This is a genomic window from Pseudomonas sp., assembly GCF_033723075.1.
In the GTDB taxonomy this organism is placed as follows: Bacteria; Pseudomonadota; Gammaproteobacteria; order Pseudomonadales; family Pseudomonadaceae; genus Aquipseudomonas.
The window spans coordinates 210,333-233,181 of the sequence record NZ_JAWVXU010000007.1 but is presented as its reverse complement, the minus strand read 5'-3'; the positions used below and the strand labels follow the sequence as shown (position 1 = coordinate 233,181).

Genomic DNA, 22,849 nt, shown 5'->3' with positions numbered 1-22,849 from the left:
CCTCGTTCTGCGACTCGCTTGCGGCTTGCCGCTACATCCCCTCCAGCGTTTCCAGCAAGACCTTCACCTTGGTGATGGACTCCTGGTATTCCGCCTGCCAGTCGGAGTCGGCGACTATGCCGCCGCCGCCCCAGCAACTGATCTGCCCGTCCTTGGCCAGTAGGCTGCGGATGGCAATCGAGCTGTCCAGCTCGCCACGCACGTCCAGGTACAGCAGCGAGCCGCAATAGAGTGCGCGGCGGGTGGGTTCCAGTTCGTCGATGATCTGCATGGCGCGGATTTTCGGCGCGCCGGTGATCGAGCCGCCGGGGAAGCTGCCGGCGATCAGGTCCAGGGCATCTTTGCCTGGTGCCAGCTCGCCGGTCACCGCGCTGACCAGGTGGTGCACGTTGGGATAACTCTCCAGGGCGAACAGTTCCGGCACGCGCACCGAGCCAGTCGTGCAACTGCGGCCGAGGTCGTTGCGCAGCAGGTCGACGATCATCAGGTTCTCGGCACGATCCTTGGGGCTGGCCAAGAGCGTGTCGGCTTGCGCCGCATCCTGCTTGGGGTCGCTGTGGCGTGGGCGTGTGCCCTTGATCGGACGGGTCTCCACCTGACCTTCGCTGACGCGCAGGAAACGTTCGGGCGACAGGCTGATGATTGCGCCGTTATCCGCCAGGGCCAGATAGCCGGAGAACGGGGTTGGGCAGGCGGCACGCAAGGCGCGATAAGCCGTCCACGGATCGCCCTGGTAGTGGCTGCGAAAGCGTTGGGCAAAATTCACCTGATAGCAGTCGCCCGCCTGGATATAGGCCTGGATGCGTTCGATGGCATGGCGATACTGGCCTTCGTCGATATCTGCCTGGAATGCCCTGTCCAGCCTGAATGGTTCTGGCGCTGACGCCTGTGGCGCATCGAACAGCTCAATCAGGCGCTGCTGTTGTTCATCAGCCAGCGCTGGATGAAACATCAGCTGGCTAGTGCCCAACTCATGGTCGGTAATCAGGGCCCAGGCGTACAGGCCTAGTTGCGCATCGGCCAAGCCCAGGTCGTCGCGTGCCTGTTCGGGCAGGGTTTCCAGGCGCCGGCCAAAGTCGTAGCCCAAGTAGCCGATCAAGCCACCGACGAAGGGCAGTGGACAGTCGTCAGGTGCTTTGGCCTCGCCCAGCGCCGCCAGACTGACGCGCAGGCGTTGAAGGAAGTCATTGGCGGGTTCGTCAGGCATGGGGATCAGCTCGGCCGTTGGCCAGGCGCTGATCAGGTCATAGCGTCCACGCTGGGCTGCCGGGCGGCCGGCATCCAGCAGGACCGCTCCTGGCGCGTGACCGACGACACTGAAGTAGGTGGCCGGATCGGCACGGTAGGGCAGGGCGTGTACGAGGCAAGTAGGCATGCGAGGCTATCAGAGGCGCGCGGCAGGCGATTGTAGAACGCCGGCCAGATTCATCCTAGCGCTTCTGTCGGGGCGCGGTGCGGAGAAGAGTTGCCAGGCACCTGTTTGTCCACGGGTCGGCACTGCAAATGCTGCGGCATGCTCGCCGCGGGGGAAGGCGGCATCTGCGGCGCTCATAGCCCAGCTGCAAAAAAATGCCGCTCACTTCGTCTGAGTGAGCAGCATTGCGGGTTTATTGTTGCGGGCAGCCTGCCTGGCTTAACGCCGCTAGCGTGAAAACCCTGCAGGCTGTTGGTTCATATCTCTGCTTTTGGGGCGTGGCCAAACAGCTCCTGGGAGAAGCGCATGCGCTCCTCCGGCGTCTCGGTTATGCCTTTTTTCTCCAGTTCGACCAGGCGCGCTTCCACTGCATGGGCGCGGTGGGTGAGGCCGCAGTCGTTGGCGATCTGGATATTCAGGCCGGGGCGCGCATTGAGCTCGAGAATCAGCGGGCCTTTCTCCTGATCGAGGACCATGTCCACGCCGATATAGCCAAGACCGCACAGTTCATAGCAGCCGGCGGCCAGCTTCATAAAGCCATTCCAGTTGGGGAGCTGTACGCCGTCTACCGAATTGGTGGTGTCCGGGTGTTTGCTGATCTTGTTGTTCAGCCAGGTACCGCGCAGGGTCACCCCGGTTGCCAGGTCCACGCCCACGCCGATCGCGCCCTGGTGCAGGTTGGCCTTGCCGCCGGACTGGCGGGTCGGCAAGCGCAGCATGGCCATCACCGGGTAGCCCTTCAGCACGATGATGCGGATGTCCGGCACACCTTCATAGCTGATGCTCTTGAAGATGGGGTCGGGGGTGACGCGGTATTCGATCAGTGCGCGGTCACGGTGACCGCCCAGCGAGTACAGACCGGTGAGGATGCTGGAGATCTGGTGTTCGATTTCCTCATGGCTGACGATCTTGCCGGAAACCGTTCGATAGCGATCCTCGAAGCGGTCGGCGATGACCAGGATACCGTCACCGCCAGCGCCTTGCGCTGGCTTGACCACGAAGTCCGGTCGGTCGCCAATGATCTCGCGCAGCTTGTCGATGCCTTTTTCGGTCTCGATCACGCCATACATTTCCGGCACATCAATGCCAGCTGCGATGGCGCGTTCCTTGGTGATGATCTTGTCATCGACGATCGGGTAGAGATTGCGCTTGTTGTACTTCAGCACGTAGTCCGCATTGCGACGGTTGATGCCCATGATGCCTTTGGCTTCAAGGGCCTTCCATGTTTTCCAGAGACCTAGCATGGCTCAATCCTTCAGGAAGGCTTTGAAGCGGAAAAGTTCGGTCAGGCGGTAGCCGCGGTAACGGCCCATCGCCAGCATGAAGCCCACCAGGATCATCAATATCGCCGGGAAGGTGAATACGAAGTAGACCAGTTGCGGCACGCTCATCAACAGGTGAGCCAGGGTCGCGGCTACCAGGGTGCCAATGGCGACCTTGAAGGCATGACCACCGCCACGTTCTTCCCAGGTGATCGACAGGCGCTCGATGGTCATGGTCAGAATCACCATCGGGAACAATGCCACCGAGAGGCCGCGCTCCAGGCCGAGCTTGTGGCTGAGCAGGCTGATTACCGCGATCAGTACCACCACGAAGGTCAGGACCACCGAGAGCCGGGGCAGCATCTGCAGTTTCAGATGTTCGAGGTAGGAGCGCAGTGACAGGCCCAGGGCGGTAATGATGGTGAACAGGATGATGCCGAAGCCCAGTTGGGTCTCACGGAAAGCCAGGGCGATCAGAACCGGAGTGAAGGTGCCCAGGGTTTGCAGGCCACCGAGGTTGCGCAGGATCAGGATCACCAGCACGCCGATCGGGATCACCAGCATGATCTGGAAGGTCTGTTGGGTAGAGAGCGGCAGGCCGTACATCGAGTACTCGAGGAAGTCGGCGTCAGTGTTCTCGTCGGTCATTTTGGCCAGGCGGATGGCATTCATCTCGCTGTTGCTCAGGGTGAAGCTGACTTGAGCTTGCTTGCCGCCTTCGAGGTTGACCAGGTTGTCATCGCCGATCCACCAGACCAGGCGATCGCTCGGCATGCCTTGTTGGCCGGTCTCCGGATTGAAGTAGAGCCATTTTTCACCGTTGAAGCTGCGTAGCCAGAGTTCAGGCGTTTGCTGAATCTCGGCCGCCAGGCGGACGGTGTGCACGCGCTCCATCGGCACATGGGCAATGGACAGCAACAGTTCGATGGCATCGGCTTTGTTCGGTGTCGAGGCGTCGCCGGCCAGCAGCAGCTTGACGTTGTCGTCGTTGACGTTGTTGACCCGTTTGATGGTCTCGCTGATAAAAGTTTCGACGTCGGCCGAGTGTTGGCGGATCGGTGCGAGCAGGGCCTCGGCGGCAATTTTCTCGGCACCTTCCACCGGGATGCTGTCGCGGAAGATCGGTCCCTCGCTCTTGGCTAGTTCGCCGCTGTAGCGTTTGGTCAAGACCAGGCGGTAGTAGAGGGTTTGCTTGCCGCTGGCGCGCCGGGCAGACCAGGTAACCTTGCGATTGCCATCGGCGCGGTTGATGCTCACACCATAATTATTGGAGATGAAGCTCTCGTTGAGGCTGACGTAATCCTGGTTCAGCGGCGGCACGAACATCTGCAGCTTGACCGGCTCACGCGGGCTGGCCTGGAACTCGACTCTGGCGTCGATATTCCACAGGTCATCGGTTTCATCTTCGGTCAACGGAATGCCGAGGATGAAGATCTGGTAGGCCGTAATCAGAACGCCCAGGCCCACCAATAGTGTGATCAGGACTTTCAGATGCAGGTTAAGAGAGCGCATGGGCATTACTCATTAGGGGTGGCGCCAATGTTTGCGTCAGGGGGACAGCCAGGTTTCCCTGCTGCATATTTAAGACTTGGGTCGACCAGTGCACTGAAGCGTTTTAGCGCGTCGGAGCCGATCAATAGCGGGTATTGGAATGCACTACGGTCGGTCAAGTTCACTTCGATCGTGCGCAGGGCTTGGCCCATGCAAATATCCAGCTCGATTACCGGGCGTGCGGTATAGGTTTTTTCTTCCTCAGGATCATAGTCGCCTGCGCGGCGTTTGATCTTGCTGATCCGCGCCAGCGGGCGCTCTATCGGGTGGGCATGGGCATCGTCGATCGCCAGGTAGAAGCGCACCCAGGGTTCCCCCTCGCGCTTGAACCGTTTGATGTCGCGCGCGCTCAAGGACGCTGTCTTGGCGCCAGTATCCAATTTGGCCGGCACTTGCAGGCCGAGGTTGAACAGCATGGCGTGTTCATTCAGACCGTATACGGCCTTTTCTGCGGCGGCGAGACCCAGGCCAGGCAGTAACAGCAGGCAGAACAGCAGGGCGAAGGGCTTGAGTCTCATAAGTCCTATTAGGTATAGCGCGGTCGTCGAATAACAAGACCGGCGGGCGAGGAGGCATGGCCGCTGCGCCTGGTTTGAACTCTAGCGGGCATGGCAGCAAAGCTAGGCCAGGCGCGAGTGGGTGGCATTCTAGCACGGGGGTTTTGCTGCTGCGACAGACGCTTATAGGCGTTTATACGAGAAAAGCGGGCGGATAAGAGCGTTTTTTCATTCGATAGATTGTCGACAGTAATGTTTGATTGTTTGACATATGTGCGCCTGCAGGGTAATTTTTTGGAAAATCTATATGGCAGTGTCGACAATATGCCCGATACCATTGAGTTGCCCCGCATCGTTCAAGATGACTCGGAAACGTTGTCCGAGCATGTTTTTCGCCGCATTCAGGCGGCCATTGTCAAAGGAGAGATCGCGCCGGGCAGCAAAATTTCCGAGCCGGAGCTGGCCCGCACCTATGGCATCAGTCGCGGGCCGCTGCGCGAGGCGATTCACCGCCTGGAGGGTCAGCGTCTGTTGGTGCGCATTCCCCATGTGGGTGCGCGGGTGGTGTCGCTTGATCACTCCGAGCTGGTCGAACTCTATGAGATCCGCGAGTCGCTGGAGGGCATGGCCTGCCGCCTGGCCGCCGAGCGTATGAGCCAGGCGGAAATCGATGACCTGCGCCGGGTGCTTGATCTGCATGAGCAGGATGCGGCCTTCAAGGCGGGCGTCGGCTACTACCAGCAGGAAGGCGATTTCGATTTCCACTACCGGATCATTCAAGGCAGCGGCAACCGCACCCTGGTGCAGATGCTCTGCGGTGAGCTGTATCAGCTGGTGCGCATGTACCGCCTGCAGTTCTCTGCCACACCGAACCGCCCGCGTCAGGCGTTTGCCGAACACCACCGCATTCTCGACGCCATCGCCGAGCGCGATGGCGAGCTCGCAGAGTTGCTGATGCGCCGTCACATCGGTGCGTCCAAACGCAATATCGAGCGCCACTACACCATGAATATGGGGCAGGGCGCGCCAACCAAGACAGCCAAACCCCGAGGTGAGTCATGAGTCAGCTTTCCAGCCAGAGCAGTCCCGGCCAGCGTTTTCGCGATGCCGTTGGCGCAGAACATCCCCTGCAGGTCGTCGGCGCGATCAACGCCAACCATGCCTTGCTGGCCAAACGCGCCGGGTTCAAGGCGATCTACCTGTCCGGTGGCGGCGTGGCGGCTGGCTCCCTCGGTCTGCCGGACCTGGGTATCACCGGGCTGGATGACGTACTCACCGACGTGCGCCGTATCACCGACGTCTGCGACCTGCCGCTGCTGGTGGATGTCGACACCGGCTTCGGCTCCTCGGCCTTCAACGTGGCGCGCACCGTCAAGTCGATGATCAAGTTCGGCGCCGCGGCGATCCACATCGAAGATCAGGTCGGCGCCAAGCGCTGCGGTCATCGACCCAATAAAGAAATCGTCACGCTGCAAGAGATGGTCGACCGGATCAAGGCCGCGGTGGATGCGCGCACCGACGACAGCTTCGTGATCATGGCGCGCACCGATGCGCTGGCGGTCGAAGGACTGAACTCGGCACTGGATCGGGCAGAGGCCTGCATCGAGGCCGGCGCCGACATGATCTTCCCCGAGGCGATCACCGAGCTGGCGATGTACAAGACCTTCGCCGACCGCCTCAAGGCGCCGATCCTGGCCAACATCACCGAGTTTGGCGCCACGCCGCTGTACACCACCGACGAGCTGGCCTCGGTCGACGTTTCCCTGGTGCTCTATCCGCTGTCGGCCTTCCGCGCCATGAACAAGGCGGCCGAAAACGTCTACACCGCGCTGCGCCGTGACGGCACCCAGAAGAATGTGATCGACACCATGCAGACCCGCATGGAGCTCTACGATCGCATCAACTACCACGCCTTCGAGCAGCATCTCGACGCGCTGTTTGCCGCCAAGAAATAACCGGCGCGCGAACCGCAGCGGCCTGCACATAACAAGAACTACCCGACCGGATCGGATGTGAGGAGACAAGTGATGAGCACGACCCCAGAAACCACCAGCCCAGGCTTCAAACCGAAGAAATCCGTAGCCCTGAGCGGCACCACCGCCGGCAACACCGCGCTCTGTACCGTCGGTCGCAGCGGTAACGACCTGCACTACCGCGGCTATGACATCCTCGATGTCGCCACCACCTGCGAGTTCGAGGAAATCGCTCATCTGCTGGTGCACGGCAAGTTGCCCAACGCCGCCGAGCTGGCGGGTTACAAGGCCAGGCTCAAGGCCCTGCGTGGCCTGCCGGCGGCGCTGAAAGCCGCCCTGGAGCAGCTGCCGCCGTCCGCCCATCCGATGGATGTGATGCGCACCGGTGTGTCCGTGCTCGGCTGCCTGGCGCCGGAGAAGGACGATCATAATCATCCCGGTGCGCGCGACATCGCCGACAAGCTGATGGCTTCGCTGGGCTCCATGCTGCTGTACTGGTACCACTTCAGCCATAACGGCAAACGCATCGAGGTGGAAACCGACGATGACTCCATTGGCGGTCACTTCCTCCATCTGCTGCATGGCGAGACGCCGCGTGAGTCCTGGGTGCGTGCTATGCACTGCTCGCTGATCCTCTATGCCGAGCACGAATTCAATGCTTCGACCTTTGCCTCGCGGGTGATCGCCGGCACCGGTTCGGACATGTTTTCCGCCATTGCCGGTGGCATCGGCGCGCTGCGCGGGCCCAAGCATGGGGGGGCCAACGAGGTCGCCTTCGAGATCCAGAAGCGCTACGACAACCCGGATGAGGCCGAGGCCGATATCCGTGCCCGGGTCGAGAAGAAGGAAGTGGTGATCGGTTTCGGCCACCCGGTCTACACGGTGAGCGACCCGCGTAACAAGGTGATCAAGGAAGTCGCCCGCGAACTCTCCACCGAGCAGGGCAACATGAAGATGTACGACATCGCCGAGCGTCTGGAATCGACCATGTGGGAAATCAAGAAGATGTTCCCCAACCTCGATTGGTTCAGCGCGGTCAGCTATCACATGATGGGCGTGCCGACCGCCATGTTCACCCCGCTGTTCGTGATTGCACGGACCTCGGGCTGGTCCAGCCACGTCATCGAGCAGCGCATCGACGGCAAGATCATTCGCCCGAGCGCCAACTACGTCGGTCCCGAAGACCTCAAGTTCGTGCCGCTCAAGGATCGCCCATAAGATGAACAGCCAATACCGCAAGTCCCTGCCCGGCACAGCGCTGGACTACTTCGATACCCGTGCCGCAGTCGATGCGATCCAGCCGGGTGCCTACGACAAGCTGCCCTACAGCTCGCGCGTACTGGCGGAAAACCTGGTGCGGCGTTGCGACCCTGCCGTACTGACGGCATCGCTGAGCCAGTTTATCGAGCGCAAGCGCGACCTGGATTTTCCCTGGTATCCGGCCCGCGTGGTCTGTCATGACATCCTCGGCCAGACCGCGCTGGTCGACCTGGCCGGCCTGCGTGACGCCATCGCCGACCAGGGTGGTGACCCGGCCCAGGTCAACCCGGTGGTGCCGGTGCAGCTGATCGTCGACCACTCGCTGGCGGTGGAGTGCGGCGGTTTTGATCCGCAGGCGTTCGAGAAGAATCGCGCCATCGAAGATCGTCGCAACGAAGACCGCTTCCACTTCATCAACTGGACCAAGCAGGCGTTCAAGAACGTCGACGTGATCCCGCCGGGCAACGGCATCATGCACCAGATCAACCTGGAGAAGATGTCGCCGGTGATCCAGGTGCGCGAGGGCGTGGCCTTCCCGGACACCTGCGTCGGTACCGATAGCCATACCCCCCACGTCGATGCCCTGGGCGTGATCGCCGTCGGCGTTGGTGGCCTGGAAGCCGAGAACGTCATGCTCGGCCGTGCGTCCTGGATGCGCCTGCCCGATATCATCGGAGTGGAGCTTTCCGGCCGGCCTGCGCCGGGCATTACCGCCACCGACGTGGTGCTGTCGCTGACCGAGTTCCTGCGCAAGGAAAAAGTCGTCGGTGCCTGGCTCGAGTTCTACGGTGAAGGCGCTGCCGCGCTGACTCTGGGCGACCGCGCGACCATTTCCAACATGGCGCCGGAATACGGCGCCACCGCGGCGATGTTCGCCATCGACCAGCAGACCATCGAGTACCTCACGCTGACCGGGCGTGACGACGAGCAGGTCAAGCTGGTCGAGCTGTATGCCAAGACCACCGGCCTGTGGGCTGACAGTCTGGTCAATGCCGAGTATGAGCGTGTGCTCAGGTTCGACCTGTCCAGCGTCGTGCGCACCCTGGCCGGTCCGAGCAACCCGCACCGTCGCCTGCCGGTTGCCGATCTGGCGGCGCGCGGGATTGCCGTCGATCTGGACAAGGCGCGTGCCGAAGAAGCACAGGGCCTGATGCCGGATGGCGCCGTGATCATCGCGGCCATCACCAGCTGCACCAACACCAGCAACCCGCGCAACGTGATTGCCGCCGGCCTGTTGGCCCGCAACGCCAACAGGCTCGGTCTGACCCGCAAGCCCTGGGTGAAGTCCTCGCTGGCGCCCGGCTCCAAGACCGTGTCCATGTATCTGGACGAGGCGGGTCTGACCAAGGAGTTGGAGGCCCTCGGCTTCGGTGTAGTGGCCTTCGCCTGCACCACCTGCAACGGCATGTCCGGCGCGCTGGACCCGAAGATTCAGCAGGAAATCATCGACCGCGACCTGTACGCCACCGCCGTGTTGTCGGGTAACCGCAACTTCGACGGGCGTATCCACCCCTATGCCAAGCAGGCGTTCCTGGCCTCGCCGCCGCTGGTGGTGGCCTATGCCATCGCCGGCACCATGCGCTTCGATATAGAGAAGGATGTGCTGGCGGTGGTCGATGGCAAGGAAATCCGCCTGAAGGATATCTGGCCGAGCGACGAGGAAATCAATGCCGTGGTCAAGGCTGCGGTCAAACCGGAGCAGTTCCGCCAGGTCTACATCCCGATGTTCGCCATTGAGGAAGACACCGGGCCGAAGGTCGCCCCGTTGTACGACTGGCGGCCGATGTCTACCTACATCCGCCGTCCGCCGTACTGGGAAGGCGCGCTGGCCGGCGAGCGTACGCTCAAGGGCATGCGTCCGCTGGCGGTGCTGCCGGACAACATCACCACCGACCACCTGTCGCCGTCCAACGCCATCATGCTCGACAGCGCTGCCGGTGAGTACTTGCACAAGATGGGTCTGCCGGAAGAGGACTTCAACTCCTACGCGACTCATAGGGGTGACCATTTGACCGCGCAGCGCGCCACCTTCGCCAACCCACAGCTGGTCAACGAGATGGCCGTGGTCGGTGGTCAGGTGCAGAAGGGTTCGCTGACCCGCATCGAGCCGGAAGGCCAGGTGACCCGCATGTGGGAAGCCATCGAGACCTACATGGAGCGCAAGCAACCGCTGATCATCGTTGCCGGTGCCGATTACGGCCAGGGTTCCTCGCGGGACTGGGCCGCCAAGGGCGTGCGTCTGGCCGGCGTGGAAGCCATCGCTGCCGAAGGCTTCGAGCGCATCCACCGCACCAACCTGCTCGGCATGGGCGTACTGCCGCTGGAGTTCAAGCCGGGCACCACCCGCCTGACTCTGGGCATCGATGGCAGCGAGACCTACGACGTGGTGGGGGAACTCAAGCCGCGCGCCGATCTGACCCTGGTCATCCATCGTAAGAATGGTGAGCGTGTCGAGGTGCCGATGACCTGCCGGCTGGACAGCGACGAGGAAGTTTCGGTTTACCAGGCCGGCGGTGTGCTGCAGCGTTTTGCCCAGGACTTCCTCGAAGCGACCACGGCCTGACAGGTAACTGTCTTGTCCTGGTCCTGCCATCGACCCGGTGCGGCCTCCGCCCCGGGTCGATGAGCAAATGGCCGTCCGCATTCAGCTTGAGGAGTTATTTCATGTCTCATGTACCCCAGATCAAAGTGCCGGCCACCTACATCCGTGGCGGCACCAGCAAAGGCGTGTTTTTTCGCCTGCAGGACCTACCCGAGCGCTGCCAGGTGCCGGGCGAGGCGCGCGACAAGCTGTTCATGCGGGTGATCGGCAGCCCGGACCCCTATGCAGCGCACATCGACGGCATGGGCAGCGCCACCTCCAGTACCAGCAAGTGCGTGATCCTGGCCAAGAGCAGCGTGCCCGAACATGACGTGGACTACCTCTATGGCCAGGTCTCGATCGACTCGGCCTTCGTGGATTGGTCCGGCAACTGCGGCAACCTGTCCACCGCCGCTGGCGCGTTTGCGATCCACGCCGGCCTGATCGATCCGTCGCGCGTCCCGCAGAACGGCACCTGTGTGGTGCGTATCTGGCAGGCCAACATCAAGAAAACCATCATCGCCCATGTGCCGGTGACCGACGGCCAGGTACAGGAAACCGGTGACTTCGAGCTGGATGGCGTGACCTTTCCGGCGGCCGAGATCGTGCTGGAATTCATCGACCCCTCCGATGACGCGGGTGAGGGTGGCTCGATGTTCCCCACCGGCAGCCTGGTCGACGACCTCGAGGTGCCCGCTGATATTGTAAAGGGCGGCACGCTCAAGGCGACCATGATCAACGCCGGCATCCCGACCGTGTTCGTCAATGCCGAGGACATCGGCTACACCGGCACCGAACTGCGCGAGGCGATCAACACGGATGCCAAGGCGCTGGAGAAGTTCGAGCAGATCCGCATCGCCGCAGCCCTGCGCATGGGGCTGATCAAGACGCCGGAAGAGGCGGCCAAGCGTCAGCACACGCCGAAGATCGCCTTCGTCGCGGGACCCAAGGACTACGTCGCCTCCAGCGGCAAGACCATCAGCGCCGGCGAGGTCGACTTGTTGGTGCGCGCGTTGTCCATGGGCAAGCTGCATCACGCCATGATGGGCACCTGCGCAGTCGCCATCGGTACCGCTGCAGCTATTCCGGGCACCCTGGTGAATCTTGCGGCTGGCGGCGGTGCGCGCAGCGCGGTGCGCTTCGGTCACCCCTCGGGCACCCTGCGGGTTGGTGCGCAAACCAGTCTGGTCAACGGTGAGTGGACGGTGGTCAAGGCGATCATGAGCCGCAGCGCCCGCGTACTGATGGAAGGCTGGGTGCGCGTACCCGGCGATGCGTTCTGAGGTGTGCTCCGCGGGGAAATGACAGCGGAACGTCATGTCCCTGCGGGGCTCTACTGTAGGAGCTTGCCATGCGCGCGATTCGCGGGCGTGGAACTAGGCGCCCCCCGCTCCTACAACGTGTGTACTCCTTAACACCTACCTGGGAGATCGAAACATGAGCCGCAACGCCGATCCCAACAGTCGCCCCGACTACGACCAGGTGATCCAGGACGTCGCCGACTATGTCCTGAGCTACCAGATCGAGTCCGTCGAAGCCCTGAATACCGCGCGCAACTGCCTGATGGACACCCTCGGCTGCGGTTTGCTGGCGCTGCGCTTTCCCGAGTGCACCAAGCACCTCGGTCCGCTCGTCGAGGGTACCCTGGTGCCGCACGGTGCGCGCGTGCCGGGCACCAGTTTTCGCCTGGATCCGGTCAAGGCGGCCTGGGATATCGGTTGTATCGTGCGTTGGCTGGACTACAACGACACCTGGCTGGCGGCCGAGTGGGGTCATCCGTCGGACAACCTCGGCGGTATTCTCGCCGTGGCCGACCACCTGTCGCAGCAGCGCGTGTCTCAGGGCGAGGCGCCGCTGAGCATGCGTGCGGTACTGGACGCGATGATCATGGCTCACGAGATCCAGGGCGTGTTCGCACTGGAAAACTCCTTCAACCGGGTCGGCCTGGATCACGTGCTGCTGGTCAAGCTGGCCTCGACCGCCGTTTGCGCCAGACTGATGGGCGCGGACCGCGAGCAACTGCTGTCGGCTGTCTCCCAGGTCTTCGTCGACGGCCAGGCGCTGCGTACCTACCGTCATGCGCCGAACGCCGGCAGCCGCAAGTCCTGGGCGGCGGGCGATGCCAGCAGTCGCGGCGTGCGCCTGGCCGATATCGCCATGCGCGGCGAGATGGGCATCCCTGGTGCGCTGAGTGCACCGCAGTGGGGCTTCTACGACGTGCTGTTCAGTCACAGCAACAACGACCTGGCGCTGAAGCCGGTCGAGGCGCGCCAGTTCAGTTTTCCCCAGGGCTTCGCCAGCTACGTGATGGAAAACGTGCTGTTCAAGATCAGCTTCCCGGCCGAGTTTCATGCGCAGACCGCCTGCGAAGCGGCGGTGACCCTGCATCCGCAGGTCAGGGATCGCCTGCAGCAGATCGCCAGGATCGTCATCAGCACCCACGAGTCGGCGATCCGCATCATCTCCAAGGTCGGCCAGCTGGCCAACCCGGCCGACCGCGACCACTGCCTCCAGTACATGACCGCCGTGCCGCTGGCCTTCGGCAACCTGGTGGCCGAACACTACGAGGACGACTTCCACGCCGCCAACCCGATCATCGACGAGCTGCGCGGGAAGATGGAAATCGTCGAGGATCCGCGCTACAGCCGCGAATACCTGGAAGCCGACAAGCGTTCGATCGCCAACGCCGTGCAGGTGTTCTTCAAGGATGGCAGCAGCACCGAGAAGGTCGAGGTCGAGTATCCGCTCGGCCACCGCCGTCGTCGCGCCGAGAGCATCCCGCTGCTGGAAGACAAGTTCAAGGCCAACCTGGCAACCCGTTTCAGCGCTCGACGCAGCGCGCAGATTTTCGCACTGTGCAAGGATCAGGCGGCGCTTGAGGCCACGCCGGTGCAGCGTTTCATGGACTTGTTTGTGATCTAGCAGGTAAAGCGGTTTCAGGCTGGAAGATGGGCGGGCCATGCCGGTGATGATCCAGCACCTGGATTGATGGGGTATCACCTACGCAGCCCGACCTGGGCGGTCTCCCCATCTATTTCAGGCGGCGTTCAACGCCTTTTTCCACCAGGATTTTGGCGGAAATCTCTTCCACAGAAAAATAGGTGGAATTGATGAAGTTGATGTTTTCGCGGCGGAACAGGTTTTCCACTTCGCGCACCTCGAACTCGCATTGAGCGAAACTGGCGTAGCGGCTGTTGGGCTTGCGTTCATGGCGAATGGCGGTCAGGCGATCGGGGTCGATGGTCAGGCCGAACAGCTTGTCCCTGTGCTTTTTCAGTACGGCAGGCAGCTGCAGGCGTTCCATGTCATCTTCGGTCAATGGGTAATTTGCGGCACGAATTCCGTATTGCATTGCCATATACAGGCAAGTGGGTGTTTTGCCGCAGCGGGAAACGCCGACCAGGATCAGGTCAGCCTTGTCGTAATAGTGCGTGCGGGCGCCGTCGTCGTTGTCCAGGGCGAAGTTCACTGCCTCGATCCGCTCCATGTAATTGGAGTTGTGCCCGATGGAGTGGGACTTGCCGACCGAGTAGGAGGAATGCGAGCTCAGTTCCTGCTCCAGGGGAGCGAGGAAGCTCGAGAAGATGTCGATCATGAAGCCGTCGGACTCGGCAAGAACCTCGCGGATTTCCTGGTTGACGATGGTGTCGAAGATGACTGGTCGCGCATCGTCATTCTCGGCAGCAGTGTTGATTTGTTGTACCATTGCGCGCGCTTTTTCCACGCTGTCGATGTAGGGTCGCGTGAGTTTGGTGAAGTCGATGGTTTCGAACTGCGCCAATAAGCTCTGACCCAGGGTTTCGGCCGTGATGCCTGTGCCGTCGGAGATGAAAAATGCGGTTCGTTTCATTTGCGCCATGGGCCTTAAGCTGAGGACGATTCTTGGCTATCATAGGCCCGTTTTTGCAGGCCGGAAGTGGCTTGCATTGTTACTTATTTTCCAGGGCCCGGCCACAATCGTGCGGACATGCTCCGCCGAATTTCCCAGCCCCTTGAGCTTTTCCAACACTTTAGTGGAGAGATCACCTTGGTAGAGTACGTAGTTTCCCTCGATAAGCTCGGCAATCACGATGTTGAGCACGTAGGGGGCAAGAACGCCTCCCTGGGCGAGATGATCAGCAACCTTGCCGGCGCCGGAGTATCGGTTCCCGGTGGTTTCGCCACTACCGCCCTGGCCTACCGCGACTTTCTCGAGCTGAGCGGCCTGAATGAGCAGATCCACGCGGCGCTGGATGCCCTCGACGTCGACGATGTCAATGCTCTGGCCAAGACCGGTGCGCAGATCCGTCAATGGGTGATGGACGCAACTTTCCCGGCCGAACTGGATGCGCAAATTCGCACCGCCTTCGCCGCCATGGCTGACGGCAATGAGCATATGGCCGTAGCCGTGCGCTCCTCGGCCACCGCCGAAGATCTGCCGGATGCCTCCTTCGCCGGCCAGCAAGAAACCTTCTTGAACATTCGCGGCGTGGACAACGTGATCCGTGCAGCCAAGGAAGTGTTCGCCTCGCTGTTCAACGACCGCGCCATCTCCTACCGCGTGCATCAGGGCTTCGATCACAAGCTGGTGGCCCTGTCTGCCGGTGTGCAGCGCATGGTGCGTTCGGAAACCGGCACCGCCGGGGTCATGTTCACGCTGGACACCGAGTCGGGCTTTCGCGATGTGGTGTTCATCACTGGCGCTTACGGCCTTGGTGAAACCGTGGTGCAGGGCGCGGTCAATCCCGACGAATTCTATGTGCACAAGCAGACCCTTGAAGCCGGACGTCCGGCGATCCTGCGCCGCAACCTGGGCAGCAAGGCGATCAAGATGATCTACGGCGACGAAGCCAAGGCTGGTAAATCAGTCAAGGTGGTCGATGTCGACCGTGCCGATCGCGCGCGCTTCTGTCTGACCGATGCCGAGGTCAGCGAGCTGGCCAAACAGGCCATGATCATCGAGAAACACTACGGTCGTCCGATGGATATCGAATGGGCCAAAGACGGTGATGACGGCAAGCTGTATATCGTCCAGGCCCGCCCGGAAACCGTTAGAAGCCGCACCAATGTCAATGTGATGGAGCGCTACCTGCTCAAGGAAACCGGCACCGTTCTGGTCGAGGGTCGAGCGATCGGCCAGAAGATCGGCGCAGGCAAAGTGCGGGTAATCAACGACATCTCCGAAATGGACAAGGTACAGCCAGGCGACGTGCTGGTTTCCGACATGACCGACCCGGACTGGGAACCGGTCATGAAGCGCGCCAGCGCCATCGTTACCAATCGGGGCGGGCGCACCTGCCATGCGGCGATCATCGCTCGTGAGCTGGGTGTTCCGGCCGTGGTTGGGTGTGGCAATGCCACCCATGTGCTGAAAGATGGCCAGGGTGTGACTGTGTCCTGCGCCGAGGGCGACACCGGCTTCATCTTCGAGGGCGAACTGGGCTTTGATGTCCGCACAAACTCCGTGGATGCCATGCCCGACCTGCCGTTCAAGATCATGATGAACGTCGGCAACCCCGATCGCGCCTTCGATTTCGCCCAGTTGCCGAACGCTGGTGTAGGTCTGGCGCGTCTGGAATTCATCATCAACCGCATGATCGGCGTGCATCCAAAAGCGTTGTTGAACTTCGCTGGCCTGCCGCCGGAGATCAAGGACAGCGTCGAGAAGCGTATCGCCGGTTACGACGACCCGGTCAATTTCTACGTCGAGAAGCTGGTCGAGGGCATTAGCACCCTGGCGGCAGCCTTCTGGCCGAAGAAGGTTATCGTGCGTCTGTCCGACTTCAAGTCCAACGAATACGCCAACCTGATCGGCGGCAAGCTCTACGAGCCGGAAGAAGAGAACCCGATGCTCGGCTTCCGTGGCGCCTCGCGCTACATCAGCGAATCCTTCCGCGATTGCTTCGAGCTGGAATGCCGGGCGATGAAGAAGGTGCGCAATGAGATGGGCCTGACCAACGTCGAGATCATGGTGCCTTTCGTGCGCACCATCGGCGAAGCCAGTCAGGTCATCGACCTGCTGGCCAGTAACGGCCTCAAGCGCGGCGAGAACGGCTTGCGCATCATCATGATGTGTGAATTGCCATCCAACGCAATTCTGGCTGAAGAGTTCCTCGAGTTCTTCGACGGCTTCTCGATTGGCTCCAACGACCTGACCCAGCTGACCTTGGGCCTGGATCGTGATTCCGGCATCGTTGCGCACCTGTTCGACGAGCGTAATCCAGCAGTCAAGAAGCTGCTGTCCAATGCCATTCAGGCCTGTAACAAGGCCGGCAAGTACATCGGCATCTGCGGTCAGGGGCCCTCGGATCATCCGGATCTGGCGCGCTGGCTGATGGAACAGGGCATCGAAAGTGTGTCGCTGAATCCGGATTCGGTGTTGGATACCTGGTTCTTCCTGGCGGAAAGTCCGCCAGCCTGATCTGCCGTTAACTTTTTGATTCAAGGGCAGGATTATCCTGCCCTTTTTTGTGTTCAGCACATCCATGTGCTTAACCCCTCCGGGGCTTGCGCGCAAAAACGCTCCTGGCGTTTTTGTGGTCTGCCATCCCTGGCCACCCTACAGGCCGTCGCCAGCGACGTGAAAAATTGCTCCCGGCAATTTTTTGTACCAGAGCGAAGAAGATGCAAAGCAGCAGTGAGCTTTTTCCCGTGGCCTTGATCAGCGCGGAACTACGTGACGACTTGAGCGAGGATGTTTATCGCCTCAAGCCCGGCAACAGTCCTGACGCCAGCGTCGGGCTGGCCCTCACCCGTTTGGGCATGGCCGGGCATGCGGTTGAGCGCGGCGTGCCGGTGATCTTGTTGCACGGCAGTTTTTCCAATCGGCGTTTCTGGTATTCGCCCAAGGGGCTTGGCCTCGGTCCTTACCTGGCGCGTGCCGGCTTCGATGTGTGGATCGCCGAAATGCGCGGGCATGGGCTGTCACCGCGCAACCAGGGCTACAGGCACAACCGCGTCAGCGATTACGTGCGCTACGACTTGCCGGCGATTGCCGACTTCGTCCACGAACAGAACCCGCAAGCGGCCCATTGGATCGGCCATTCGCTAGGGGGGATCACCCTTGCCGGGGCGCTAGGCGGGCACTACCTGGACCAGGATCGAGTGGCGTCGGTGGCGTTATTCGGCAGCCAGATCAGTCGCACCTATTGGCCGTTGAAAGTGCCGCCGGTGGAGTGGGGCGGACGCCTGCTGCTCAAACGGTTTTCGGTGATTTCTGGCTCGCGGCTCAAGCGTGGGCCGGAAGATGAACCAATCGGTCTGGCCCTGGAGAGCATGCGCTGGCATGGCCTGTTTGGTCGCTTCGGCGACGCCGAGCGCGATTGGTGGGCTGGTCTGGCCGAGGTGCGGGTTCCGGTGTTGGCGGTAGCGGCAACGGGGGACCGGCAGGATCCACCCTGGGCCTGCCGCAAGCTGCTCGAACAGTTCGACTCACCGCTCAGCGAGTTTCTTTGTCTGGGCAAGGAAAAGGGTTTCGCCAGCGATTTCGGTCATGTCGAGATGCTGGTCAGCAAAGAAGCGCAGCGTGAGGTGTGGCCACTGGTGCAGCGCTGGCTGGAGAAGGCCCGGGGTGTCGCGGGGTCGGCCGCAAGAGCCGCGGTTGAGCGAGGTGAGGGCGTTCCTCCAGCGCTGTGATACCGCTAATATGCTGCCAAGTGGTTGCGTAGCGGTGGTCTGTGCCTGGCACAGTTGCGATGTTCGTGGCTCTGGAGGATCACTGTCCACCCCTGGGCACCCTTGCACAGGGCCACTGTCATAAGTCAGGTGCTGTGCTGGTACCACTGCTCGTGACCTATGTGCTGAGTGTCCCGGCATCGATTCGTGAAGACTGATTTTCAATGTCCAGTTATCCAGGAGTTTCCCCATGCATTACATCACCCCCGATTTGTGCGACGCCTACCCGGAGCTGGTGCAGGTTGTCGAGCCGATGTTCAGCAATTTCGGCGGCCGCGATTCCTTCGGTGGCGAGATCGTCACCATCAAGTGCTTTGAAGACAACTCGCTGGTCAAGGAGCAGGTCGAGCAGCCAGGCAAGGGCAAGGTGATGGTGGTCGACGGTGGCGCCTCCATGCGCCGCGCCCTGCTTGGCGACATGCTTGCGGAAAAAGCCGCGAAGAATGGCTGGGAAGGTCTGGTGGTCTATGGCTGCGTGCGCGATGTGGATGTCCTGGCGCAGACCGACCTCGGTATACAAGCCTTGGCCAGTCATCCGATGAAGACCGACAAGCGCGGCATCGGCGATCTCAATGTGGCGGTGACCTTCGGTGGTGTGACTTTCCGTCCCGGCGAGTACCTGTATGCTGATAACAACGGCATCATCATTGCGCCCACTGCCCTGAAAATGCCGGAATAAGTAATGCCAGAAGTAGGCACGCTCGAGCAAGACAACACGCAATGGGGCCTGGTGCATGCTTTTGTCCTGGATGGCGCAGGCGGTGCGCGTGCGATCGCTCAAGGGCAGTTGGCCGGCCTCGAGCTGGCCGAGCAGGAAAGTCTGTGGTTGCACTGGGACCGCAGTCACCCGCAGACCCAGCGTTGGCTGCGCCGCGAAAGCGGCTTGAGCGAATTCGCCTGCGATTTGCTGCTGGAAGAAAATACCCGGCCGCGCCTGCTGACCCTGCCGGATGAAGCGCTGTTGCTGTTTCTCCGCGGGATCAATCTCAACCCTGGCGCGGAGCCGGAGGACATGGTGTCCGTGCGCATCTTCGCCGCGGCGCGGCGGATTATTTCCTTGCGCCTGCGCCCATTGCGCGCAACCGAGAACCTGATCGCCGACCTCGCCGCTGGTCGTGGGCCGAAAACCTCGTCGGAGCTGATCCTGATCCTCGCGGATTACCTGACCGACAAGGTCGATGCCCTGGTGGCCGAGTTGTCCGAGCGGGTCGACGAGCAGGAAGAGCTGGTCGATGCCGATGAGCACGCAGTGCCGGATCACGCACAGCTGCTACAAGTGCGGCGGCGCGCTGCCGGCCTGCGCCGCTTTCTCGCGCCACAGAGTGAAATCTACGCACAGCTGACACGCAAGCAGCAGCCCTGGTTCCTGGCCGATGACCCAGGCTATTGGAACGAGTTGCACAACCGTCTGACCCGCTATCTGGAAGAGCTGGAGCTCAGTCGTGAGCGGGTCAGCCTGCTGCTGGAGGCGGAAAACCGGCGCATGGATCAGCGGATGAGCCGCATCATGTATCGCTTCGCCATCATTACCGGGGTGTTTCTGCCTATGAGCTTTCTCACGGGGCTGCTGGGCATCAATGTCGGCGGCATACCCGGCGCTGAGAACGCCTATGGCTTCCTTATCGCCTGCTTGATCATGCTGGTGGTCGGCCTTGGTCAGTGGTGGTTGCTGCGCCGTTTGCGCTGGGCCTGATGTGACTTGCCCAGAGTTGGTCTCGTCTAGCCGAGACGTCCTGTGAGGTGCGTTATGCACGATCCATTTGAAGAATCCCTGCGCGATATGCTCAAGTCCGGCGCGTCCGATCACGACGACGACGCTTGTCTGCACCGCGTATTGAAGACTGCCAACCGCCAGGTCGGCGCGGGCGACCTGTTCGCGCTCATGGGCCATTGGCTCGGTGCGTTGATGATCGCCCTGAATAGCGGCTCGGCCCATGTTGCACCGGTCACCCGTCGCGGCGCCTGCGCAGGATCTACTCACTCCTCTAGTTCTACTGATAAGGCTGACTGAAATGGAACTCGATCCCTGGACTCAAAGCCTGATAGCTGCGATGACTGCGCTCTGGACCAAGGTGGCCGGCTTCATTCCGAACCTGTTCGTGGCATTGATCCTGGTGCTGCTCGGTTTCGTTGTGGCCAAGCTGCTCGACACCTTGCTCTCCAAATTGCTCGGCAAGATCGGCCTGGATCGCCTGATGGCGGGCACCGGGCTGACCAAACTGCTCGGCCGTGGCGGTATCCAAGTACCGGTTTCGACCTTGATCGGCAAGATCGTCTATTGGTTCGTACTGCTGATTTTTCTGGTGTCGGCGGCTGAGTCACTTGGCCTGGAGCGGGTATCCGCAACTCTCGACGTGCTTGCGCTGTATCTGCCCAAGGTCTTCGGTGCCGCTCTGGTTCTGCTGGCCGGCGTGCTGCTGGCGCAGTTGGTCAGCGGGCTGGTGCGCGGGGCGGCGGAGGGGGTTGGTCTCGACTACGCCCATGGCCTGGGGCGTATTGCCCAAGGTCTGGTGATCATCATCAGCATCTCGGTGGCTATCGGTCAGCTGGAAATCAAGACCGACCTGCTGAACAACGTCATTGCCATCGTGCTGATTTCGGTGGGCCTGGCTGCAGCGCTGGCGCTGGGGTTGGGCAGTCGGGAAATCGCCGGGCAGATTCTCGCCGGGATTTATGTGCGCGAGTTGTACCAGGTCGGGCAACAAGTCCAGGTCGGTGAGGTCGAAGGACAGATCGAGGAAATAGGCACGGTCAAGACTATCTTGCTAACCGATGCTGGCGAGTTGATCTCGGTGGCTAATCGCACCCTGCTCGAGCAGCGGGTGAGCAGCCGCTAACACGCCAATCCTGCTAATGTATGCCGCCAACCCAACGTCTGTGATGCATCAGGCGTTGGTAGCCTCCGTCCCGACTGTCGGCCTGACTCGTTTTGAATAAAGCCCAACCGATGTCCTTGCGTTATGACCCCCGCGAACTCTCGGATGAGGAGCTCGTCGCGCGCGCGCATGGTGAGCTTTTTCACGTCACGCGTGCCTACGAAGAGCTGATGCGTCGTTACCAGCGCACATTGTTTAATGTCTGTGCGCGCTATTTGGGTAGCGAGCGCGATGCCGATGATGTGTGTCAAGAAGTTATGCTCAAGGTTCTTTATGGCTTGAAGAACTTCGAAGGTAAATCCAAGTTTAAAACCTGGCTGTACAGCATCACCTATAACGAGTGTATTACCCAGTACCGTAAAGAACGGCGCAAGCGTCGCCTGATGGATGCATTAAGTTTGGATCCCTTGGAGGAGGCGTCTGAAGAAAAGATGCCTAAAGTCGAAGACCGTGCCGGTCTAGATCGTTGGCTGGTGCATGTCAATCCCATTGATCGAGAAATTCTGGTGCTACGTTTTGTCGCAGAGCTGGAGTTTCAGGAGATAGCCGACATCATGCACATGGGGCTGAGCGCCACCAAAATGCGCTATAAGCGCGCGCTCGATCGCTTGCGAGAAAAATTTTCGGGCAATCTTGAAACTTAAATTTGTATATAGCCTCTAACCACTGGAGCGGTTCTGTTAGAATCGTTCTTTGGTTGTCTTGTTTGTCAGACAACTTACTGGCCACCAAGATGGGGATTTACGGATGAAATTTAAAAACACTTTAGGCGTTGTCATTAGTTCTGTGCTGGCGTCTTCTTCTTTCAGTGTTCTGGCTCAAGGCCAAGGCGCAGTTGAGGCGGAAGTTTTTGGCAAGCGTGCCTTTATGGAGAGCAATCGCGACGTCACCGACGGCAATCTGTTCGGTGGCAGCATCGGTTACTTCCTGACCGATGACGTTTCCTTGAACCTGTCGCATGGCGTGTACCGCAGCATTCGCTCCCAGGACACCCTGCCGGGTTCCACCCATGGTCGCGAGCAAATTGACGGTCACCTGAGCACCGTTGAAGCGCTGTACCACTTCGGCACTCCTGCTGCGCAAAGCCTGCGTCCATACGTTTCCGCTGGTTTCGGCCATCAGGATCTGGACAACACCTTCACTCGTGGTGATGACAAGACTACCTTCGCCATGGTCGGTGCTGGTGCCAAGTACTACTTCACTGAAATGTTCTTCGCCAAGGCCGGTGTTGATGTCCTGCACAGCCTGGACACCGAGAACACCGAGTGGCAGGCAGGCGTTGGTGTCGGTTTGAACTTCGGCGGTAGCACTCAGCCAGTCCAGGTCGCAGAAGCCGCTCCAGAGCCGATGCCAGAGCCGGCTCCGGTTGCTGAAGAGCCAGCCCAGGTTGTACGTGTTGAGCTGGACGTGAAGTTCGACTTCGACAAGGCTCAAGTCAAAGAAGAAAGCTATGGCGATATCAAGAACCTGGCTGACTTCATGAAGCAGTACCCGCAGACCAGCACCACTGTTGAAGGTCACACGGACTCCGTCGGTACTGATACCTACAACCAGCAGCTGTCCGAGAAGCGTGCAAGCGCTGTTCGTGAGGTTCTGGTCAACCAGTACGGTGTTGAAGGTCAGCGCGTAAATGCTGCTGGTTATGGCGAAACTCAGCCGGTTGCCGACAACGCAACTGACTCGGGCCGTGCCATCAACCGCCGTGTTGAAGCTCAAGTAGAAGCTGAAGTCCAGTAACAGGGCTCAGGCTGCAAGGAAAATCTGACTTCACAGACAGGGTGC

General features: G+C 60.9%; 19 protein-coding genes. 14 read left to right on the top strand and 5 right to left on the bottom strand.

Annotated elements, in window-relative coordinates; translation table 11 throughout:
* Positions 1–31: 31 nt before the first annotated feature.
* The 4 genes from pabB to R3355_RS11015 all read right to left on the bottom strand — a co-directional run bounded on the left by pabB (position 32) and on the right by R3355_RS11015 (position 4,745).
* Complete coding sequence (gene pabB, locus R3355_RS11030) at positions 32–1,375, bottom strand: aminodeoxychorismate synthase component I (protein WP_318961223.1); 1,344 nt, start codon at positions 1,373–1,375, stop codon at positions 32–34.
* A gap of 296 nt (positions 1,376–1,671) precedes the next feature.
* Positions 1,672–2,658 (bottom strand): alpha-L-glutamate ligase-like protein, encoded by a 987-nt coding sequence (locus tag R3355_RS11025; protein ID WP_318961222.1) that lies wholly within the window; start codon positions 2,656–2,658, stop codon positions 1,672–1,674.
* A 3-nt stretch (positions 2,659–2,661) separates the two neighbouring features.
* Complete coding sequence (locus R3355_RS11020) at positions 2,662–4,188, bottom strand: inactive transglutaminase family protein (protein WP_318961221.1); 1,527 nt, start codon at positions 4,186–4,188, stop codon at positions 2,662–2,664.
* Positions 4,189–4,193: 5 nt separating this feature from the next.
* The gene (locus R3355_RS11015) at positions 4,194–4,745 is read right to left on the bottom strand and encodes an ATP-dependent zinc protease (protein ID WP_318961220.1); all 552 of its coding nucleotides are present in this window, start codon (positions 4,743–4,745) and stop codon (positions 4,194–4,196) included.
* Between the two features lie 303 nt (positions 4,746–5,048).
* On the opposite strand from R3355_RS11015, the gene R3355_RS11010 reads away from it, so the two are divergent.
* From R3355_RS11010 to prpD, 6 genes are all read left to right on the top strand, one after another.
* On the top strand, positions 5,049–5,786 hold the full coding sequence (locus R3355_RS11010; RefSeq protein ID WP_318961219.1) for a GntR family transcriptional regulator: 738 nt from the start codon (positions 5,049–5,051) through the stop codon (positions 5,784–5,786).
* Positions 5,783–6,679 carry a methylisocitrate lyase gene (prpB, locus tag R3355_RS11005; RefSeq protein ID WP_318961218.1) on the top strand — a complete coding sequence of 299 codons (897 nt, stop codon included), beginning with the start codon at positions 5,783–5,785 and terminating at the stop codon, positions 6,677–6,679. The genes R3355_RS11010 and prpB overlap by 4 nt, the downstream gene beginning before the upstream one ends.
* A 72-nt stretch (positions 6,680–6,751) precedes the next feature.
* Positions 6,752–7,915 carry a 2-methylcitrate synthase gene (gene prpC, locus R3355_RS11000; RefSeq protein ID WP_318961217.1) on the top strand — a complete coding sequence of 388 codons (1,164 nt, stop codon included), beginning with the start codon at positions 6,752–6,754 and terminating at the stop codon, positions 7,913–7,915.
* A gap of 1 nt (position 7,916) precedes the next feature.
* Positions 7,917–10,520 (top strand): Fe/S-dependent 2-methylisocitrate dehydratase AcnD, encoded by a 2,604-nt coding sequence (acnD, locus tag R3355_RS10995; protein ID WP_318961216.1) that lies wholly within the window; start codon positions 7,917–7,919, stop codon positions 10,518–10,520.
* Positions 10,521–10,621: 101 nt separating this feature from the next.
* Positions 10,622–11,821, top strand: a complete 1,200-nt coding sequence (gene prpF, locus R3355_RS10990; protein ID WP_318961215.1) for a 2-methylaconitate cis-trans isomerase PrpF — start codon at positions 10,622–10,624, stop codon at positions 11,819–11,821.
* A 154-nt stretch (positions 11,822–11,975) separates the two neighbouring features.
* Positions 11,976–13,460, top strand: a complete 1,485-nt coding sequence (gene prpD, locus R3355_RS10985) for a 2-methylcitrate dehydratase (protein WP_318961214.1) — start codon at positions 11,976–11,978, stop codon at positions 13,458–13,460.
* 109 nt (positions 13,461–13,569) lie between these two features.
* Here prpD and R3355_RS10980 read toward each other — a convergent pair whose 3' ends face one another.
* Entirely contained in the window at positions 13,570–14,388 is an 819-nt protein-coding gene (locus R3355_RS10980; RefSeq protein WP_318961242.1) for a pyruvate, water dikinase regulatory protein, read from the bottom strand.
* A 177-nt stretch (positions 14,389–14,565) separates the two neighbouring features.
* Between R3355_RS10980 and ppsA the strand changes: the two genes are divergently transcribed.
* The 8 genes from ppsA (at position 14,566) to R3355_RS10940 (ending at position 22,804) form a co-directional block, all read left to right on the top strand.
* Positions 14,566–16,938, top strand: a complete 2,373-nt coding sequence (gene ppsA, locus R3355_RS10975) for a phosphoenolpyruvate synthase (RefSeq protein ID WP_318947373.1) — start codon at positions 14,566–14,568, stop codon at positions 16,936–16,938.
* A gap of 203 nt (positions 16,939–17,141) precedes the next feature.
* Complete coding sequence (locus tag R3355_RS10970; protein WP_318961213.1) at positions 17,142–18,152, top strand: alpha/beta fold hydrolase; 1,011 nt, start codon at positions 17,142–17,144, stop codon at positions 18,150–18,152.
* Positions 18,153–18,381: 229 nt separating this feature from the next.
* Positions 18,382–18,870: a ribonuclease E activity regulator RraA gene (gene rraA / locus R3355_RS10965; protein ID WP_318961212.1), complete on the top strand. Its 489-nt coding sequence runs from the start codon at positions 18,382–18,384 to the stop codon at positions 18,868–18,870.
* Between the two features lie 3 nt (positions 18,871–18,873).
* Positions 18,874–19,884 (top strand): zinc transporter ZntB, encoded by a 1,011-nt coding sequence (locus tag R3355_RS10960; protein WP_318961211.1) that lies wholly within the window; start codon positions 18,874–18,876, stop codon positions 19,882–19,884.
* Between the two features lie 54 nt (positions 19,885–19,938).
* Positions 19,939–20,202: a CrfX protein gene (locus R3355_RS10955; protein WP_318947377.1), complete on the top strand. Its 264-nt coding sequence runs from the start codon at positions 19,939–19,941 to the stop codon at positions 20,200–20,202.
* A gap of 1 nt (position 20,203) precedes the next feature.
* Positions 20,204–21,028: a mechanosensitive ion channel family protein gene (locus R3355_RS10950; protein WP_318947378.1), complete on the top strand. Its 825-nt coding sequence runs from the start codon at positions 20,204–20,206 to the stop codon at positions 21,026–21,028.
* A gap of 92 nt (positions 21,029–21,120) precedes the next feature.
* A complete protein-coding gene (gene sigX, locus R3355_RS10945) occupies positions 21,121–21,711 on the top strand; it encodes an RNA polymerase sigma factor SigX (RefSeq protein WP_318947379.1) in 591 nt (196 codons plus the stop codon).
* A 103-nt stretch (positions 21,712–21,814) separates the two neighbouring features.
* Complete coding sequence (locus R3355_RS10940; protein ID WP_318947380.1) at positions 21,815–22,804, top strand: OmpA family protein; 990 nt, start codon at positions 21,815–21,817, stop codon at positions 22,802–22,804.
* Positions 22,805–22,849: the final 45 nt, after the last annotated feature.

Coding starts and splice junctions, on each gene's coding strand:
- pabB (WP_318961223.1), bottom strand. CDS start 1,375: ATGCCTACTTGCCTCGTACACGCCCTGCCCTACCGTGCCGATCCGGCC.
- R3355_RS11025 (WP_318961222.1), bottom strand. CDS start 2,658: ATGCTAGGTCTCTGGAAAACATGGAAGGCCCTTGAAGCCAAAGGCATC.
- R3355_RS11020 (WP_318961221.1), bottom strand. CDS start 4,188: ATGCGCTCTCTTAACCTGCATCTGAAAGTCCTGATCACACTATTGGTG.
- R3355_RS11015 (WP_318961220.1), bottom strand. CDS start 4,745: ATGAGACTCAAGCCCTTCGCCCTGCTGTTCTGCCTGCTGTTACTGCCT.
- R3355_RS11010 (WP_318961219.1), top strand. CDS start 5,049: ATGCCCGATACCATTGAGTTGCCCCGCATCGTTCAAGATGACTCGGAA.
- prpB (WP_318961218.1), top strand. CDS start 5,783: ATGAGTCAGCTTTCCAGCCAGAGCAGTCCCGGCCAGCGTTTTCGCGAT.
- prpC (WP_318961217.1), top strand. CDS start 6,752: ATGAGCACGACCCCAGAAACCACCAGCCCAGGCTTCAAACCGAAGAAA.
- acnD (WP_318961216.1), top strand. CDS start 7,917: ATGAACAGCCAATACCGCAAGTCCCTGCCCGGCACAGCGCTGGACTAC.
- prpF (WP_318961215.1), top strand. CDS start 10,622: ATGTCTCATGTACCCCAGATCAAAGTGCCGGCCACCTACATCCGTGGC.
- prpD (WP_318961214.1), top strand. CDS start 11,976: ATGAGCCGCAACGCCGATCCCAACAGTCGCCCCGACTACGACCAGGTG.
- R3355_RS10980 (WP_318961242.1), bottom strand. CDS start 14,388: ATGAAACGAACCGCATTTTTCATCTCCGACGGCACAGGCATCACGGCC.
- R3355_RS10970 (WP_318961213.1), top strand. CDS start 17,142: ATGCAAAGCAGCAGTGAGCTTTTTCCCGTGGCCTTGATCAGCGCGGAA.
- rraA (WP_318961212.1), top strand. CDS start 18,382: ATGCATTACATCACCCCCGATTTGTGCGACGCCTACCCGGAGCTGGTG.
- R3355_RS10960 (WP_318961211.1), top strand. CDS start 18,874: ATGCCAGAAGTAGGCACGCTCGAGCAAGACAACACGCAATGGGGCCTG.
- R3355_RS10955 (WP_318947377.1), top strand. CDS start 19,939: ATGCACGATCCATTTGAAGAATCCCTGCGCGATATGCTCAAGTCCGGC.
- R3355_RS10950 (WP_318947378.1), top strand. CDS start 20,204: ATGGAACTCGATCCCTGGACTCAAAGCCTGATAGCTGCGATGACTGCG.
- R3355_RS10940 (WP_318947380.1), top strand. CDS start 21,815: ATGAAATTTAAAAACACTTTAGGCGTTGTCATTAGTTCTGTGCTGGCG.